Source organism: Pedobacter nyackensis (assembly GCF_032678475.1).
GTDB lineage: Bacteria > Bacteroidota > Bacteroidia > Sphingobacteriales > Sphingobacteriaceae > Pedobacter > Pedobacter nyackensis_A.
The window spans coordinates 93,136-108,883 of record NZ_JAVTSF010000004.1; the positions used below are offsets into that span (position 1 = coordinate 93,136).

The 15,748-nt window shown below is 38.5% G+C and carries 14 protein-coding genes and 1 tRNA gene; all 15 read right to left on the reverse strand.

The window, feature by feature from the left end; all coding sequences use genetic code 11:
• Positions 1 to 108 precede the first annotated feature (108 nt).
• The 15 genes from R2Q84_RS14330 to R2Q84_RS14400 all read right to left on the reverse strand — a co-directional run bounded on the left by R2Q84_RS14330 (position 109) and on the right by R2Q84_RS14400 (position 15,745).
• Positions 109 to 1,404 carry a sensor histidine kinase gene (locus tag R2Q84_RS14330; protein WP_316817252.1) on the reverse strand — a complete coding sequence of 432 codons (1,296 nt, stop codon included), beginning with the start codon at positions 1,402 to 1,404 and terminating at the stop codon, positions 109 to 111.
• Positions 1,388 to 2,767: a sigma-54 dependent transcriptional regulator gene (locus tag R2Q84_RS14335; protein ID WP_316817253.1), complete on the reverse strand. Its 1,380-nt coding sequence runs from the start codon at positions 2,765 to 2,767 to the stop codon at positions 1,388 to 1,390. Before R2Q84_RS14335 ends, R2Q84_RS14330 begins: the two co-directional genes overlap by 17 nt.
• A 4-nt stretch (positions 2,768 to 2,771) precedes the next feature.
• Complete coding sequence (locus R2Q84_RS14340) at positions 2,772 to 3,911, reverse strand: ABC transporter permease (protein ID WP_316817254.1); 1,140 nt, start codon at positions 3,909 to 3,911, stop codon at positions 2,772 to 2,774.
• A gap of 23 nt (positions 3,912 to 3,934) precedes the next feature.
• Positions 3,935 to 5,185, reverse strand: coding sequence for an ABC transporter permease (locus R2Q84_RS14345; protein WP_316817255.1), 1,251 nt, complete (start codon positions 5,183 to 5,185; stop codon positions 3,935 to 3,937).
• A 20-nt stretch (positions 5,186 to 5,205) separates the two neighbouring features.
• Entirely contained in the window at positions 5,206 to 5,874 is a 669-nt protein-coding gene (locus R2Q84_RS14350; protein ID WP_316817256.1) for an ABC transporter ATP-binding protein, read from the reverse strand.
• Between the two features lie 93 nt (positions 5,875 to 5,967).
• On the reverse strand, positions 5,968 to 7,416 hold the full coding sequence (locus R2Q84_RS14355) for a TolC family protein (RefSeq protein ID WP_316817257.1): 1,449 nt from the start codon (positions 7,414 to 7,416) through the stop codon (positions 5,968 to 5,970).
• Between the two features lie 22 nt (positions 7,417 to 7,438).
• Entirely contained in the window at positions 7,439 to 8,683 is a 1,245-nt protein-coding gene (locus tag R2Q84_RS14360; protein WP_316817258.1) for an efflux RND transporter periplasmic adaptor subunit, read from the reverse strand.
• A 194-nt stretch (positions 8,684 to 8,877) separates the two neighbouring features.
• Positions 8,878 to 8,957, reverse strand: a tRNA-Leu gene (locus R2Q84_RS14365).
• Positions 8,958 to 9,017: 60 nt separating this feature from the next.
• Positions 9,018 to 9,302 carry a DUF3817 domain-containing protein gene (locus R2Q84_RS14370; protein ID WP_316817259.1) on the reverse strand — a complete coding sequence of 95 codons (285 nt, stop codon included), beginning with the start codon at positions 9,300 to 9,302 and terminating at the stop codon, positions 9,018 to 9,020.
• A gap of 87 nt (positions 9,303 to 9,389) precedes the next feature.
• A complete protein-coding gene (hscB, locus tag R2Q84_RS14375) occupies positions 9,390 to 9,926 on the reverse strand; it encodes a Fe-S protein assembly co-chaperone HscB (protein WP_316817260.1) in 537 nt (178 codons plus the stop codon).
• A gap of 5 nt (positions 9,927 to 9,931) precedes the next feature.
• Entirely contained in the window at positions 9,932 to 11,266 is a 1,335-nt protein-coding gene (rseP, locus tag R2Q84_RS14380) for an RIP metalloprotease RseP (protein WP_316817261.1), read from the reverse strand.
• A gap of 37 nt (positions 11,267 to 11,303) precedes the next feature.
• Positions 11,304 to 12,455 (reverse strand): 1-deoxy-D-xylulose-5-phosphate reductoisomerase, encoded by a 1,152-nt coding sequence (locus tag R2Q84_RS14385; protein WP_316817262.1) that lies wholly within the window; start codon positions 12,453 to 12,455, stop codon positions 11,304 to 11,306.
• Positions 12,456 to 13,985 (reverse strand): GH3 auxin-responsive promoter family protein, encoded by a 1,530-nt coding sequence (locus R2Q84_RS14390; protein ID WP_316817263.1) that lies wholly within the window; start codon positions 13,983 to 13,985, stop codon positions 12,456 to 12,458.
• A 9-nt stretch (positions 13,986 to 13,994) separates the two neighbouring features.
• The gene (locus tag R2Q84_RS14395; protein ID WP_316817264.1) at positions 13,995 to 14,780 is read right to left on the reverse strand and encodes a hypothetical protein; all 786 of its coding nucleotides are present in this window, start codon (positions 14,778 to 14,780) and stop codon (positions 13,995 to 13,997) included.
• Positions 14,777 to 15,745 carry a glycosyltransferase gene (locus tag R2Q84_RS14400; RefSeq protein ID WP_316817265.1) on the reverse strand — a complete coding sequence of 323 codons (969 nt, stop codon included), beginning with the start codon at positions 15,743 to 15,745 and terminating at the stop codon, positions 14,777 to 14,779. The genes R2Q84_RS14395 and R2Q84_RS14400 overlap by 4 nt, the downstream gene beginning before the upstream one ends.
• Between the last annotated feature and the right edge of the window lie 3 nt (positions 15,746 to 15,748).

The window sequence follows — 15,748 nt, forward strand, 5'->3', positions numbered from 1 at the left end:
TGCTTGCAGTCGCTGAATCAGATTGCAAAATTGTTTGACCAGAAAAAACCGACAATCTCCGGACATTGATCCTCTGTAACCGTTGCGGTTTAAGTATTCAATCCCTAATTACATCACAATTTTAAATTCAGTCCACTGACCACTACTTTGTAAAGAAAATTTAAAATCGTGATTATATAGTATTTCCCTTGTTAGCATCAACCCAATTCCCTGTCCATTCTTTGTAGTGCTGAAGAAGGGCGTAAAGAGCATTTGACTAACCTCATCTGAAATTCCCGGCCCGGTATTGGCAATGGAGATTGTTTTAGCAGAGGCCAGGATTTGAATACGTATTGTTCCTGATAAATTCACTGCTTCTATTGCATTTTTCAGAATATTGATAAATACCTGTTCCAATTGCTGGTAATCTGCAAATGCTTCAAATGTAGGATCATCTACCTCCCATAGCCAGTTCAACTCTTTTTTCCCGGCTTCGGGATCCATTAAACGTATTACCGAACGCAACAGCGAAGCCAATTCCACCTGATGTTTAATGGGTTCCGGAACCCGGATTACTCGTGCGAAATTTGACATCAGATTACTTAAGTTGTTGTTACGGCTTATTGAAATATTTAAAGCACGCTCATAATCTTCCCGGTCATCCAACTTCAACTGGCCTTTATAATTCAAACAACTATTTAAAATCGAATTGATGGCACCTATTGAATTGTTCACTTCGTGCGACATCATCTTAATCACCTTTTCGTAAGCATTCTTCTCTCTAATGTAGATTTCACGGGTTAACTCTTCAATGGTCACAAAAGTACGGGCATACCCCAGATCGCTAAACGTGGCTTTATGACATTTATAAGATTTCAGCCCGTTTAAGTTAATCACCTTAGGGTTATTAATTTCCAATGTACCTAGCTCTTCTGCCAGTCTGCCCGGAATTTCATTCATTGCTTTCCCCAACAAACCGTCTTGCAATAAGCCAAGCATTTCCTGGGCCGCCGGATTTGCTGTCGCGATGTATCCGTTAAAATCAAAAATGATAATCCCAGAAGGAGAAGCTTCGATCAATTTTTCAAGAAAAGAATTTTTCTCAACTTTTAGCAGCCTTTCCTGCCTTAACTGGTCGATCATCAAATTGTATACATAAATCAGTTCATCCGTTTCGGGGTGACCGATCTTATTTAACTTCGCGCTGAAATCCTTATCCTTTAAAGTTTCGATGCCAGAAGATATCGTATCAAAAGTGCGACTTATCGAATTATACAACCAGTATGAAAAAATCAATGAGATGAAAAGCAAAGTTTCAGCTATCAGAAACGCCGTTCTGTTTACAGCATAGAGTTCAGTAAGCAGATAAATAAATATCCCGTGAATGACAACTACCGAAAGCAGAACTTTAGTTTTGAGTTTCATAAGGAATATTATATTTCTGAAGTTTGCGGTACAAAGTAGCCCTACTCATCCCCAATGCTTTAGCTACCCTACTGATGTTGTTCCGATGGAAATTCATAGCATTTCTGATCATAGAAAGTTCCATTTCATCAATCGAAAGTGCACCTACCGCCGGAAGTGTCAATGAAGTATTAGCCAATCGTTGTTCTTCAAGATGTCGTTCAAAATCCTTTATTTCCAAATTGTCTGATTCGCTAAGTAAAACGGCGCGTTCAATCAGGTTTTTAAGCTCGCGGATATTCCCTGGCAGTGGTAGCGATTTTAACCAGTTGTAAGTTTTTTTATCAATTTGTAATTTGGGCCTGTTGTAAATTTCCTTCAGATTCTTTAGAAAGTAATTTGCCAGAATTGGAATGTCATCCGACCGCTCACGAAGTGGCGGAAGACGGATAATAATCAGATTGATGCGATAAAACAGATCCTCCCGAAACTTATTGGCAACTATCATTTCCCGCAAATCACGATTGGTAGCACAAACTACCCGAAGATCAACCGCCCGTGTCCGGCTGTCACCCAACACCTCGTATTTACGATCCTGTAATACCCGCAACAGTTTCACCTGACTATTTAAGTCTAAATCTCCTATCTCGTCCAGAAAAATAGTCCCCTTATCTGCCAATTCAAACCGTCCCACCCTATCACTACGCGCATCAGTAAAAGCCCCACGTTTATGTCCGAACATCTCACTTTCAAATAAACTGGAAGAAATCCCTCCAAGATTTACTTTTACAAATGCTTTATGTTTGCGCAGACTATTTTCATGAATTGCTTCAGCGACAAGCTCTTTCCCCGTACCACTTTCGCCAATAATCAATACTGACGCATCGGTATGGCTAACTCTTGCAATGGTTTGGAGCACATCTAAAAGTTGAGGATCTTCTCCTACAATATTTTCAAACCCATATTTTTCATTCAACTTTTTCCGGGTAACCCCAGTCGGCGTATCCTGTTCATCAGATAAATCCAGGGCAGTTCTTAGGGAGCGCATCAAATGCTCATTGTCCCAGGGTTTATTAATAAAATCTGTTGCACCAAGCTTCATTCCTTCAACAGCTAATTTGATCGAACCCCAACCCGTCATTAAAATGATGGGCAACATAGGGTTTGACTTTTTTATTTGCTGAAGCAACTCCAGGCCATCTTCTCCTGTAGTTTCCATAAAGAAGTTCATATCGAGCAAAACTGCATCTACCTGTTTTTCTTTAAGCTGCAATTTTGCTTCTTCAGGACCATGTGCCACTATGGATTTGAAACCTTCCTGTTTTAACAGGAGGCTCAATGAGGCACATACAGCTATATCGTCATCAATAATTAGAATCATCATAAGGTTATTCTTCGTGTAAAGCTTCAGCCGGACTAAGCCTGGCGGCCTTTAAACTTGGGTAAAAGGCACAGCTTAACATCAAAAGATATAAAAACAATGCCGATAATACAATACTTAAGATTCCATAATATCCATTCATAAAAGGGTCTAAATATTGCATAATCAATAATTGAACAGCGATCAGCACGCCCGGTAAAATACCTAAGGTAGTAAGAACCATGGATTCCCCAAGAAGTTGCTTCAATATATCAAAAGGACTAGCCCCCATTATTACCCGCAAACCGACTTCAGCCTTCCGTTTAGATAGCTTGTAGCTAAATACGCCGGAAATCCCAAGAAATACATTTACAATCAAAAATCCAAATACCAGTAAAGCAATGCATAGTTGAATATAATCCATTTTATGCGCAAATTTTTTGATCAGGGTTAAGGATATATTTTGCTTAATCTGAATTTCTGAAGCGTTAACTGATGTGATAGCCTTCCTGATCTTATCTTCTAATAAAAGCAGATTATCTGTGCTTTTTGATTTAAGAAGATAAGTATTCGCAGTACTTTTAAGCGGCATGAAGAATCCTGGGCTAGGGTTAGCTGAAGTGTTTTCCCTAAGTGTTTCCGAAATTCCGATGATGATAGCAGGTTTGCCGGCTATCATAATGGTTTTTCCTATAGGGTCCTCATTTTTGAAATCTCTTTCGGCCAAATCCTTCGTGATGACTATCGGAATGCTGTTCAAAGCATAATCCTTCCCAGAAAACCACCGCCCGTCAAGTAGTTTAATATTGAGCACCTCCTGGTAATGCCCGTCCACTTCAAAAGCCAGGGCAGTACTGACTTGTTTATTGTAAGTTATCTTTTCTTCCCTGCCCCAATCCATAAAGGGAACTACCTGTGTAGCACTTATCTCTTCTATTTCTTTAATAGATTGTAGTTTTTCTTTAATCACCCTGCTATATTCCAGTTTCTTTTCCTCCGGAAGACTTTGAAAATCAAGCTTTACGAGCCAGGCATCTTCATAGCTATAACCTAAAGGCTTGAAGTAGTTACTAAACTTCTTCAAATTCAATCCAATAAAAAGAAACAAAGCGATGAAGCTGACAAACAACTGTAACAACAAGAAAAAATTCTCTTTTTTCCTGTTCATGATCATTTTAAACAGATGCAAAATCATAGGTTATTCCCTCCTTTCAAGGCATAAATTACATTCATACGTGACATTTTCCATGCAGGATAAACCCCTGAGATTATCCCTAATAACAGGCAGCTAAAAAGACAGAACCCAAATACCTGCCAGCTGATGATAAAGCTATCTGTCGGCATTTTAAACAGGGGGTCGAAGGTATTGATTAAATGAACCAGTAATTGAGCTGCGTAGACAGACAATCCCAAACCGATCAATCCACCTATCAAGGTGATGATGACATTTTCAATAACTAACTGTGTAACCAGGGTTCCTGAAGTTGCCCCAAACGATTTACGTACACCAATTTCTTCTGCCCGCTCGCCTATCCGGGTAATATTAATATTAACCAGGCTAATTGCGGGAATAAGCAAAAATAATGTCAGTACAACAAGGGTCACAATTACAGTCTTCCCATACTCTGGCTCATCGTTATTCCCCGAGCTACTTTTAGCGAATTGCTCCCTGGCAGTAAAGGCCTGCACGTGCACCGAATCAGCACCTGAAACCGTATTTATTCTTTTCAGTTTAGCTTTCAGTTCAGCCCGCACTTTTCTCAGATCATTCGTTTTTGCCAATAACAAAGCGCTATAGGTTCCTTCAACCTCTTTATTTGTAAGTTGAACATTGGTATCGGTGGTATACGGTACATAAACATCGGCATAAATCCTGCTGAAAGGTGTAGCAGATTCCACCACTCCTATTACTTTAAACGATGAGCCATATATGGTGATTGTTTTACCTATCGCTTCGCTTTCATTAAAGAAATAGGTTTTAGTTTTTTCGTTAATCACAGCAACCCTTGCACCTTTTTTTACAGCATTAATATCGAAAGCTTTTCCTTCCATGAATTTAAAATCAGTTATTTTCCAGAAGTTTTCATCAATAAATTTCAAAGCATGGCCAACCGCTTTTCCATTAATAAAGGAAACAAACTCTGTGGTGGAGAAATAAGAAATTGTCCCGGCGCTTTCCATGTCCTTTACGTTTTTCTGCAGGAAAGTTAAGCTCGGCACTGCATCTGTCTGTTTTCCATTTTTATAAACAGATACCTTATCCAATATCAAAGTCCGGTCACGGTTAACTTCTGTTGAATTTGCGCTAATAATCTGATCAATAAAAGAAGCAAATATGGTGACAATCATGATGGTAAGGCTTATACCTAGCAGCGTGAGTGCCGTATAATACTTCTTGCGAAGCATTACTTTAAAAGTGAGTTTTATATAATTTTTCAGCATGATTTCTAAGTTTTGACCGGTTAGCTGACTTGTTGTCCATCAAAAAAGTGAATGATACGTTGCGTTTTTTTAGCCATCTGCTCATCGTGTGTTACCATAACTATTGTACTGCCATCTGTTTTATTCAGATGTAGCATTAAGCTCATCACCTCTTCTCCCATCGCACTGTCCAGGTTTCCTGTAGGCTCATCGGCAAGCAAGATTTCCGGATTTCCTATAATGGCGCGGGCAATGGCCACGCGCTGGCGTTGTCCCCCGGATAGTTGGTTGGGATAATGTTTGGTACGGGCACTTAAACCTACCTTCTCCAAAGCCTCTAATCCTCTCTTTCGCCTTTCAGCACCCGAAATACCGCTTCGGTACAACAATGGAAGCTCCACGTTATCAATTACCGAAAGATCATTGATCAGGTGATAACTCTGGAAAATAAACCCAAGCTTAAGGTTTCTGAATACCGCCAGTTTCTTACGACTGAAGGATGTGACGGACTGATTGTCGATAATGATGGAACCTCCTGTCGGCGCGTCCAGCAACCCCATAATATTTAACAGGGTACTTTTACCGCAGCCTGAAGGCCCCATAACGGACACAAATTCACCCTTATTAATGTTAATATTGATGTTATTAAGGGCTGTGGTTTCGATCGTATTGGTACGGTAAACTTTTTCTATATTCAATAATTGTATCATCTCAATTTAGTTTAAGGGAGGTGTAAAAGTTAGTATTAAAAGATTTAAGTTTTTCATATTTATAGTTATTCTATTTAACTGAATAATGGTGAATCAGATATTTTTATTTGTGGAAAAATCATAGAGCGTTAGTATACGCAGGTTGAAATAAGCATTCCAAAAGCTTTTTAAGGATAAAATATAATCACGGCGTGCCTGATCTTTTTCTTGCAAAGCGATATTAAGATCAGTGATGCTCAAATCATTAAGAAAGTACCTTTTTTTTGCAATTTCAAACCGTTCATTTGCCGTTATATCTGCCTCTGCATTAGTTTTCATTTGCTCTTTTATCATGGCAAGCTGCCTCAGCGTAGTATAAATTTCCTGCTCAAAATTTATTTGCGCCTGTTTAACAGTGGCTGCTACCAGTTTCTGGTTTGCCTGCGCCGTTTTAATTCTTGAAGCTGAACGTCCCCAGTCCAGGATTGGGATTTGAAAACCCAAACTTATTTCCTGCTGGTCTTTCGCATTCCTATAAATTCCCGGAAGTTGGTTCGCTACATTGGTCAATCCAAAAGTTCCAAAGAGGTTAACTTTTAAACCATTTTCGCCCTTTGCTTTTGCAACATCTTTATCGGCCTCCAGCAATGCCCGCTTAAATTCTATAGCTTTTTGTCTATTATTTTTCGCTTGCTGAACCGCAACGGTTTTATCCACCTCAAAACTGAGCAGATTTTCGGGGAGAATAAGCTGAACCTGGTTTGCAGTTGAAAAGCCAATAAAAGATTTCAACTGAAGGTCTGAAGTTTCGGCATCAACATTTGCCTGTACCACTGCTTTCCTTGCATTTAGCACACCAAGCTTCAACCGTAACAGCTCATCTTTCGACAACTTTCCTAAAACAGCCTTGCGTTCACCTATCTTATAAATTATTTCATTATTTGCCAGGTTTTTAGCGGCAATATCTTTGTTGATCTGGGCGATAAGCAGGCTAAAGAATAGTTCCGATGCATCCCGGCCTACCACTTCCATATCTTCTTTGTATTTTTTAACTGATTCTTCGTAACGCAATGGTTCAATTTTCTTATCCCATGCCAATGAATTGAATGCAAACAATGGCTGGTTTAACCCAATAATTAAAGGATTTCCATTGTAACGGGTTTGCTTACGGTCGAAATCTGAAAACCGCAATACATTAGAACCCAGAAACAGTTGTCCACCTGTTAACCCAATATTTTGTTTCACACCTAAGTTTATTGCTGAATTATCATTGATCACAGGCTTAAATTCCACTGTTCCATCAGGCTGTATTACCGGTATATTGGTTTTACTAAATTGGGGTAATGTCCCATCCAGCGTTAATTGCGGACTATAATTCGATTTAAAGGTTTTATATTGCCAGTACTGATTTTCGCGAATGGTAGCCGCTTGTACAGCTGCAGTTGAATGTTCTTTCGCAATCTCGATAACCTCCTGTAGATTTAGTTGTACAGTGTCGCTAAGGCTTTGGCTTTTTACAAGTACAGGCATAAGTATTCCGGCAAGTAATATGAACTTGAACATGGCTGTGTTTTATTTATATGGATTATTTGATCTTAACTTTGTTGAGGTGGATAAAGTCCTCCATCTCTGAGGTAATGACGCTTTCTCCTGCTTTAACACCCGATAAGATCTCTACGTAGTCTGAATTACTTTCGCCAATTTTTACTTTACGGGATACCGCATTTTCACCTTCCAACACAAAGACTTTTTGCTCCTCAGATCCGTTAAAAGCAGCTCCATTCTTTACCCTTATTGTATTTTCTTTATAAGAAGTAATTACAAAAACATCAACCTTTAAATTAGATCGGAGTAATTTTGAATTTTTGTCGTTTAAGGTAACAGAAAATTTTATGTTACCATTTTCAACTGCCGGTTGTACATTACTGATGTTCCCCCTCAGGTCGGTTTTATTGACCCGAACTAAAGCCATTCTGCCCGATTTTACCTCATCGGCATAGGTATCAGAAATAGTCGCTTCTACTTTAAAACTGCTTAAATCCGCAATACGTACCAACTCCTCACCTTCATTAATTTCTGCCCCGATCTTATTGTTAACCCAGGTAATCACCCCATCACGCGGTGACGAAATAGCCGCATTTTTTAGTTTATCACTAACTCCTTTAATATCCTTTTCACGAATGTTGATTTCATAGCCCAAACTTTTCAGATCAGCCTGCATCATAGCCTTCTGGTTGTCGATCTGATTCTTAATTTGTGTTAGTTCCAACTTTGCCACGTTTAAGGTTAAACGGGCTTGTTTCACATTTTCATCTGTACTTCCACCAATAGCTAAAAGCGATTGTTCATGATCCAAAGCAGTTTCCAGACTACTAATCTTCATCTGTTTTATGGAATACTGGGTTTTTAATTCATCGAGACTTTTCTGAAGCTCAAGAGACAATTGGTTTATTTTATTGCGATTTACGTGCTGTTCCTCATTTAGTTTCTCAAAGGCCAGCAAGGAAGCTTCTTTGTTAAGACGCAAAATAGACTGACCAGCAAGTACTTTTTCACCCGCGTTAAACAGCACCTGTTCAATTTTGGCATTTACAGGAGAGCTTATCGTAACTTCATATTCAGGTGTCACCACTCCTGATGCCGGTACTGTTGCTTCGATCAGGCCAGCTTCAGCAATTGATACGTTAAAGCTGCCCCGCTTAACAGATGGTTCAACCATGCTTCTAAATTGAATAAACCCAAAAGCGACAACTACTATAGCTGCAATTACAAAGAGGTATATTTTGGTTCTTCGCCTGGCTTGCTGTTTGAGTGAAATTTCCCGATCCATAATTATCATATATTTGAGCCCTGTAATCCAACACAAATGCCAAACACAAATAACTAACAATAAGCAAGTTACAATAAAACAACAAAAACAAACTGTATCATAATGAACAGTTTGTTTTAAAGTGAACAGGAAAGGAGATACTCAAAATCGTCAGAAAACAAAAAAGCCTTAGATTTCTCTAAGGCTTTTGTCCGTACCCAGCGCCGGAGTCGAACCGGCACGGTTTCCCACAGGTGTTTGAGACCAGCGCGTCTACCAATTCCGCCAGCTGGGCATTTGCTTATTCAGCGGGTTGCAAATGTATAAATTGATTTTATAATTACCAACTTTTATTTTAATTTTCTTCTTTCAATCTTTTATCTACCAAAAAAGGAGCAAAAGGCAGCAAAGAAGCCACTCCGATGATTGCCGATTTTTTAAAGCTCCACTTGTATTCTGTCCAGGCCATGATTAATAAAGCAATATAAAGAACAAACAACAAGCCATGTGCCCATCCTGTATACTTAACTGCCAGAGGCATGTCTGCCCAGTATTTTAAAGGCATGGCAATAAATATCAAAAGCACATAGGAAATTCCTTCGGCAACGGCTACTTTTCTAAAAATTGATAATGTATTCATACAATGAATTGATTTTGAGCCGAAAATAGCTCAAATAAACAGTGTAAAAAAGCTTGTAAACGCTTTTTTACACTGTTTCAACAAGAACTATACAGCAGCTAATGCTTTATTTATACTTTCGTTGATACGCAACAGGTATTTATTGCGATAATATAAATCTTTAACAGCAACCAGAGATTGTTGCTGAGTTACTAAATCCTGGGTATCAAAAGCGCTGGTTATTTCTGATAGCTCATCCATAATTTCCCTTTCAATTAAAGCCACTTCCTCTTTCAGAGCAGCTAAACGAACCGGATCAGGGTCAAACTGTAGATCCATCAATGCTTCATTCACCTCCATCATCTCCATTAAGAAGTTTTGTGGAAGCATATAGTTCTCTCCTTCTACAAGAAGCCCTTTTAGTGATAAAATATAATGCAATCGCTTTTGAGGATCACTAAGCACCTGGTATGCTTTATTGTTAAGGGTACTTAACTCCAATACCTCAGCCTGCTTTACATCACTTTCATTGATGTAAAAATCAGGGTGATACTGTTTACTAAATTTATAAAACTGTCGTTTTACGATTGCCTGATCAAGATTAAAACTAACCGGCAGGCCATAAAACTCAAAGTAATCAACCATGTGCTTTAATGCTTAAAGAAAGCCTTAAAAATATCATTCCCCAATACAAAGACCATCAACGATAGCAACATTACAAAGCCAACAATCTGTGCACGTTCCATAAATTTATCGCCAAGTGGTTTTCCTTTAACCATTTCAATCAACAAGAATACTACGTGTCCGCCATCCAATGCCGGGATAGGCAACAAATTCATAAATGCCAATGCGATTGAGATAAAACCTGTAGAAGCCCAGAACCTTGCCCAAACCCACTCGCCACCATAAACTTTACGGGCAATCTCTACAGGACCCGAGAATGCTTTATTTGCATCTATTTTTCCTGTTAAAACCTTCCAGATTCCCTTAGCATTATCACTGAATGTTCTCCATGCTTGATTTGCTCCTACCGGCAAAGCAGCCATAAAGCCATACATAATTGTCTCTTCTTTAATCTCATTGAAATTAAAGTTGATACCTATTGTACCCGCTGTATCAATTGGCACAGCATAACTTAAATGTTCTGTACCCCTTGTTACATCAAAATTTACGGTTTTACCTTTAAATTTAGGAATGATCGCTCTAACGTCTGCATCATACTTAACAGGAATCGAATTTATAGCTGTAATCCTATCGCCTTTTTTAAGGCCTGCATTATAAGCTGGTTTACCTGGAACCAGTGTATCTAATGTAGATGTTAAAAGCGGTGCTCTGCTGATGAATGATTCCATCCCTAAATCAGAAACTTTATTCAGGATATTATCGGGAACTTTAATGTCCATAGTTTTGTCGCCACGAACAATAGTTAAACTGGTATTACCCAACAGTACTTTTGAACTTGTTAGTTCTTCAAAACGGATTACTTTATTGCCATTAATGGCAATAACTTTATCTCCAACTTTCAGACCAAGTTCCTTACCAACAACACCAGGATTAATTCCGTTCATTACAGAACTGTTAGGAATATAAGATTCTCCGTATTTAAAGGTCATCATCCAAAAAATGAAGATACCCACAACGATATTTACGAAAACACCACCAAGCATAACAATCAAACGCTGCCAGGCTGGCTTCGATCTAAATTCCCATTCCTGTGCAGGCTGTTTCATTTGCTCGGTATCCATAGATTCATCTATCATACCTGAAATTTTCACATAGCCACCCAACGGTAACCAGCCAATTCCATATTCACAATCACCTTTTTTAAAGCTAAACAGTTTAACCCCCCAGGCATCAAAAAACAGATAAAACTTTTCTACCTTAATTCCGAAGGCACGTGCCGCCAAAAAATGTCCTAACTCATGTAAAATTACCAGTATCGACAATCCCAGAATTAACTGGGCAGCCATAATCAATCCACTCATATTTTTATTTTAATGTTCTATTTTGATATTAAAAGTTCTAATTTGTTACCAGTTGACCTGCAAATATACGTGTATGCATGTCTGTTTCTAAATAATTATTCAGGCTTGGCTTCTCAATAAACTCCATTCCATCCATGCAGGACGCAATAACGTCGCTCATTTGTAAAAAACCAATCCTATCTTGTAAAAAAGCCTCGACCACAACTTCATTTGCAGCATTAATGATACAAGGCATATTCCCTCCCTTGCGTAATGCCGTATATGCCAAGTCTAAATTCCTAAAGGTTTCCTGGTCTGCCTGATAAAAATTCAGTTCCGGATAATCCATAAAATTGAAACGCTTAAAGTCACTGCTTATTCTATCTGGATAAGCTAAAGCATAATGAATTGGTAAATTCATATCCGGAAGCCCCATTTGCGCTTTCATAGATCCATCATTAAATTGTACCAGTGAATGTACGATAGATTGAGGGTGCACGATCACATCAATCTGATCAACCTCCAGATTAAAAAGCCATTTGGCTTCAATAACTTCCAGTCCCTTGTTCATTAATGAAGCCGAATCAATGGTGATCTTAGCCCCCATCACCCAATTAGGATGCTTAAGCGCCTGCGCTTTCGTAACATTTTCAAGAAAAGAACGATCTTTTCCTCTAAAAGGTCCTCCGGAAGCCGTAAGGTATATTTTTTCAATAGCAGCAGTAGATTCTCCAACCAGGCACTGAAAAATTGCCGAGTGCTCGGAATCAACCGGAATAATATTAACGTTATGCTCCCTGGCAAGGGTAGTGATCAGGTCGCCGGCAACAACAAGAGTTTCTTTATTGGCCAGAGCAATATCTTTTCCGGCTTTAATTGCAGCAATAGTAGGGCTCAAACCTACTGAACCCACAATTGCAGTAAGTACCAAATCCACACCATCCAAGGCCGCAGCCTCACATAATGCTGCCTCTCCCGCCAAAACCTTAATGTTTGTTCCTGATAATGCTGCCTTTACAGTTTGATATTTACTTTCATCTGTAATCACGACCATCAATGGCTTAAACTTCAAAGCCTGCTCAATTAATAAATTAGCATTAGCATGCCCAGTAAGCGCCAATACCCTGTACAATTCAGGGTTCGCTTCAATCACATTTAATGCCTGGGTACCTACAGAGCCTGTAGCACCTAAAATAGATATATTTTTCAATTAAATTCTCCTCTGTTCTTCGTCATCAGGACGAGTTATAAAACCACCCAAATCATCCGCAATCTTCCTGTCGTTCGACAAACGCGGCACCTTATTTTGTCCGCCAAGCTTACCTTGTGTTCTCATATAGCTCACAAACGCATCTTTTTGTAAAGAACGAATGATTAAGGGTTGTAGTATTTTACCTTCAATGAGGTCAAAATAGTAAATATTCTTCTTTTGTAAAGCTTCGTCTACCTTTTTACTAAAAGATATCATATCCACAGGTGGTACTGAAAACTCAATAAACCACTCGTGATAAGGCAATTCTCCATTTGGTGTACTCACCTGGGGAGCCACAGTAAACTCTGTAATTCCCACACCTTCAGCGTTCGCAACAGAAAGTAAGGCATGCTCAACTTCCTCTCCGATCACGTGTTCTCCAAAAGCAGATATAAAATGTTTAATTCTTCCTGTTACCATAATCTTGTAAGGATCCTTGGAAACAAATTTAACGGTATCGCCAATCACATATCCCCAAAGACCTGCATTGGTATTTAAAACGAGTGCATAATTGGTATCCAGTTCCACTTCGCCTAAGCTTAAACGTGTAGGATGATCGTTATAAAACTCATCAACAGGAATAAACTCATAAAACATTCCTGCGTTAGCTAAAAGCAATAAGCCCTTGTCCTGCTGACTGTCCTGGTAAGCAATAAAACCCTCTGAAGCAGGATAGGTTTCAATAGAGTCTATCTTTTTGCCAATACTAGCTTCAATTTTAGTACGATATGGTTCATAGTTTACACCACCATATACAAACAATTCAAAATCAGGAAAGATATCTTTAATCTTTTTACCACCTGATTTATCTGTCAACCGGTCAAAATACATCTGGACCCATGGTGGAATGCCGGAGATCAAGGTCATATTCTGTTTTATGGTTTCGTCGACAATGGCATCAACCTTCTCTTCCCAATCTTCAATACAATTTGTTTCGTAGGAAGGTAAGCGGTTCTTTTGCAAATAGGCAGGAACAAGATTGGCTACAATGCCCGACAAGCGACCAACGTGAATTCCGTTCTTTTTACTCATTACGGGACTACCCTGCAAAAAGATCATCTTTCCGTCAATGAACTTTACATTCCCTGTTTCATGTACATAAGTTAATAAAGCATTACGTGCAGCTTTAATATGTTCCGGCATTGAAGCCGCAGAAATGGGTATATATTTAACTCCTGAAGTCGTACCCGATGTTTTAGCAAAATACTTCGGTTTACCCGTCCACATCACATCCTTTTCTCCTGCAACTACCCTATCTATGTACGGCCTTAATTCCTCGTAATCTTTAATTGGAACGTGCTTTTTAAAGTCTTCGTAGTTTTTTATAGCTGCGAATTTATGATCCTTACCAAAAGAGGTATGCTTTGCGGCACTAACCAACTTTTTCAGGGTATCGTGCTGTGCTTTTACTGCATTTCCTTTCCACTTATTTATACCCCTTACAACAAAGGCAGCAAATGGCTTGCTTAATGCCGCTTTTAATCCCATAAATATATATTAAACTATATTATGAATAATGTCAGGCTCACCTTCTCCTTTATACTCACTTATCATTTTTCTATAAGCGATGGTTAAAGCAACACTAGATAAAGGGACAATAATAAAGGAGCTCAGTACATTGATAAAAAAGGCAACAACCGGCCATTTCAAATAACTGAAAAACAAATACAACAGATGAAAACCACCCAATACCAGTAACAACAAGAGGATCTTGGTGAAATTACCTTTTGTAGTAGCCAAACTAAATTTGATAGACAAAAATGGCGGAAGATTTTTATCGATGATAAAAAATGGGAAGAAGGATATTCTTATCCAGGTGATAAATATGGCTATTATACCTACAGATATAGCGATATTGGTAATGATATCCAATTTAATGCCTGTGTATATAAAAGGAAATGCAACCAGGATCACCACTGAATACACACCAATGATACACAGCATAAAATATAGCATAGCGACCAGAAAACGAATAATCTGTTTTCGCGTTGGTATGGTATCAACTATACTTACATTCAACTCATCATCCAAAAGATGGAAAATATATTTGAAAAGTGAGAGGTTAATTGTAAAGTAAAACATAACAAAAAAGAATGCCATGAGTATACTGAGAAACATGTTTACATCCTTAAGAAAAAATGCCATCAAACCAGATGCATTGGAAGTAATAAACATTAAAAAGCAAAGCGTAGCAATGGAAAAATAGTTCCTTTTGGTTACCGCCCAGGCTTTGCCAATCACCTCATTTACAGTAAATGTACTTTCCTTTAAAAATTCTATCATTGTTGTTTTAATACTATTCTTTTAAAAAAATCCTGCATAAAACCTAAGCCATAGGCTGTTAGTTGAATAAACGCAGCAATAATACTCAAAAATGCAACCTTTAACGACTTATTAACCTGCCATGAGTGAAAAAATATCAACATTAGGTATAACAACAGCATAAAGTTACACAAATACGCTAAAGGCCAATAAAATATATTCATAAGCACTGTAAATATAACTCCGCAGGTAAAAACTGCCGGAAAGAAATGTACGAGCTTTAATTCAGCTGGAAAATGTTTATAAATATTTATCCGTGCCCTGCCAAAAAAATGCAGTTGTTTATAAAACTGGGGAAAACTTGTACGTCTTTTATGATAAACTTTAGCCCCGGGAATTAACCCGATCTTAAACCCGCTTTCATGTATACGGATACTATACTCAATATCCTCTCCTAGTCTTGTAAGAATAAATCCACCGACCTTTTCCCAAACTTCACGTGAAATACCCATATTAAAACTACGGGGATGGAATTGTCCGATGTGCTTTTTATTGCCCCTGATCCCCCCTGTCGTAAACGGAGAAGTCATAGCATAACTAATGGCTTTTTGTATTGGCGTAAAACTTTGATGGGCCGCATCCGGACCACCATAAGCATCCAGTTTATGTTCAAAAAGATAGTTCTTTACCGTTTCGAGATAATCTTCAGGAATAAGGCAATCTGAGTCAAATACAACAAAAAAGTCACCTTTTGCTCTTTCAAAGCCATAGTTCCTGGCAAAGCCTTGTCCTTCGTTGGGTTTATAAAAATACTTTACGTCCAGTTTGTTGACATACTTTTCAACAATAGCTTTGGCATCTTTTACGGAGCCATCCTCTATAACCAATACCTCAAACTGTAAATAAGTCTGCCTGGTAAGTGTAGTTAACAATTCGTCTATTTCCTGCGGACGGTTATAAAGAGGAATAATGATGGAAAAAAACATGGA

Excerpts from the sequence above, each read along its gene's own strand:
- R2Q84_RS14330 (WP_316817252.1), bottom strand. The coding sequence starts at position 1,404 with ATGAAACTCAAAACTAAAGTTCTGCTTTCGGTAGTTGTCATTCACGGG.
- R2Q84_RS14335 (WP_316817253.1), bottom strand. The coding sequence starts at position 2,767 with ATGATGATTCTAATTATTGATGACGATATAGCTGTATGTGCCTCATTG.
- R2Q84_RS14340 (WP_316817254.1), bottom strand. The coding sequence starts at position 3,911 with ATGAACAGGAAAAAAGAGAATTTTTTCTTGTTGTTACAGTTGTTTGTC.
- R2Q84_RS14345 (WP_316817255.1), bottom strand. The coding sequence starts at position 5,185 with ATGCTGAAAAATTATATAAAACTCACTTTTAAAGTAATGCTTCGCAAG.
- R2Q84_RS14350 (WP_316817256.1), bottom strand. The coding sequence starts at position 5,874 with ATGATACAATTATTGAATATAGAAAAAGTTTACCGTACCAATACGATC.
- R2Q84_RS14355 (WP_316817257.1), bottom strand. The coding sequence starts at position 7,416 with ATGTTCAAGTTCATATTACTTGCCGGAATACTTATGCCTGTACTTGTA.
- R2Q84_RS14360 (WP_316817258.1), bottom strand. The coding sequence starts at position 8,683 with ATGGATCGGGAAATTTCACTCAAACAGCAAGCCAGGCGAAGAACCAAA.
- R2Q84_RS14370 (WP_316817259.1), bottom strand. The coding sequence starts at position 9,302 with ATGAATACATTATCAATTTTTAGAAAAGTAGCCGTTGCCGAAGGAATT.
- hscB (WP_316817260.1), bottom strand. The coding sequence starts at position 9,926 with ATGGTTGATTACTTTGAGTTTTATGGCCTGCCGGTTAGTTTTAATCTT.
- rseP (WP_316817261.1), bottom strand. The coding sequence starts at position 11,266 with ATGAGTGGATTGATTATGGCTGCCCAGTTAATTCTGGGATTGTCGATA.
- R2Q84_RS14390 (WP_316817263.1), bottom strand. The coding sequence starts at position 13,985 with ATGGGATTAAAAGCGGCATTAAGCAAGCCATTTGCTGCCTTTGTTGTA.
- R2Q84_RS14395 (WP_316817264.1), bottom strand. The coding sequence starts at position 14,780 with ATGATAGAATTTTTAAAGGAAAGTACATTTACTGTAAATGAGGTGATT.
- R2Q84_RS14400 (WP_316817265.1), bottom strand. The coding sequence starts at position 15,745 with ATGTTTTTTTCCATCATTATTCCTCTTTATAACCGTCCGCAGGAAATA.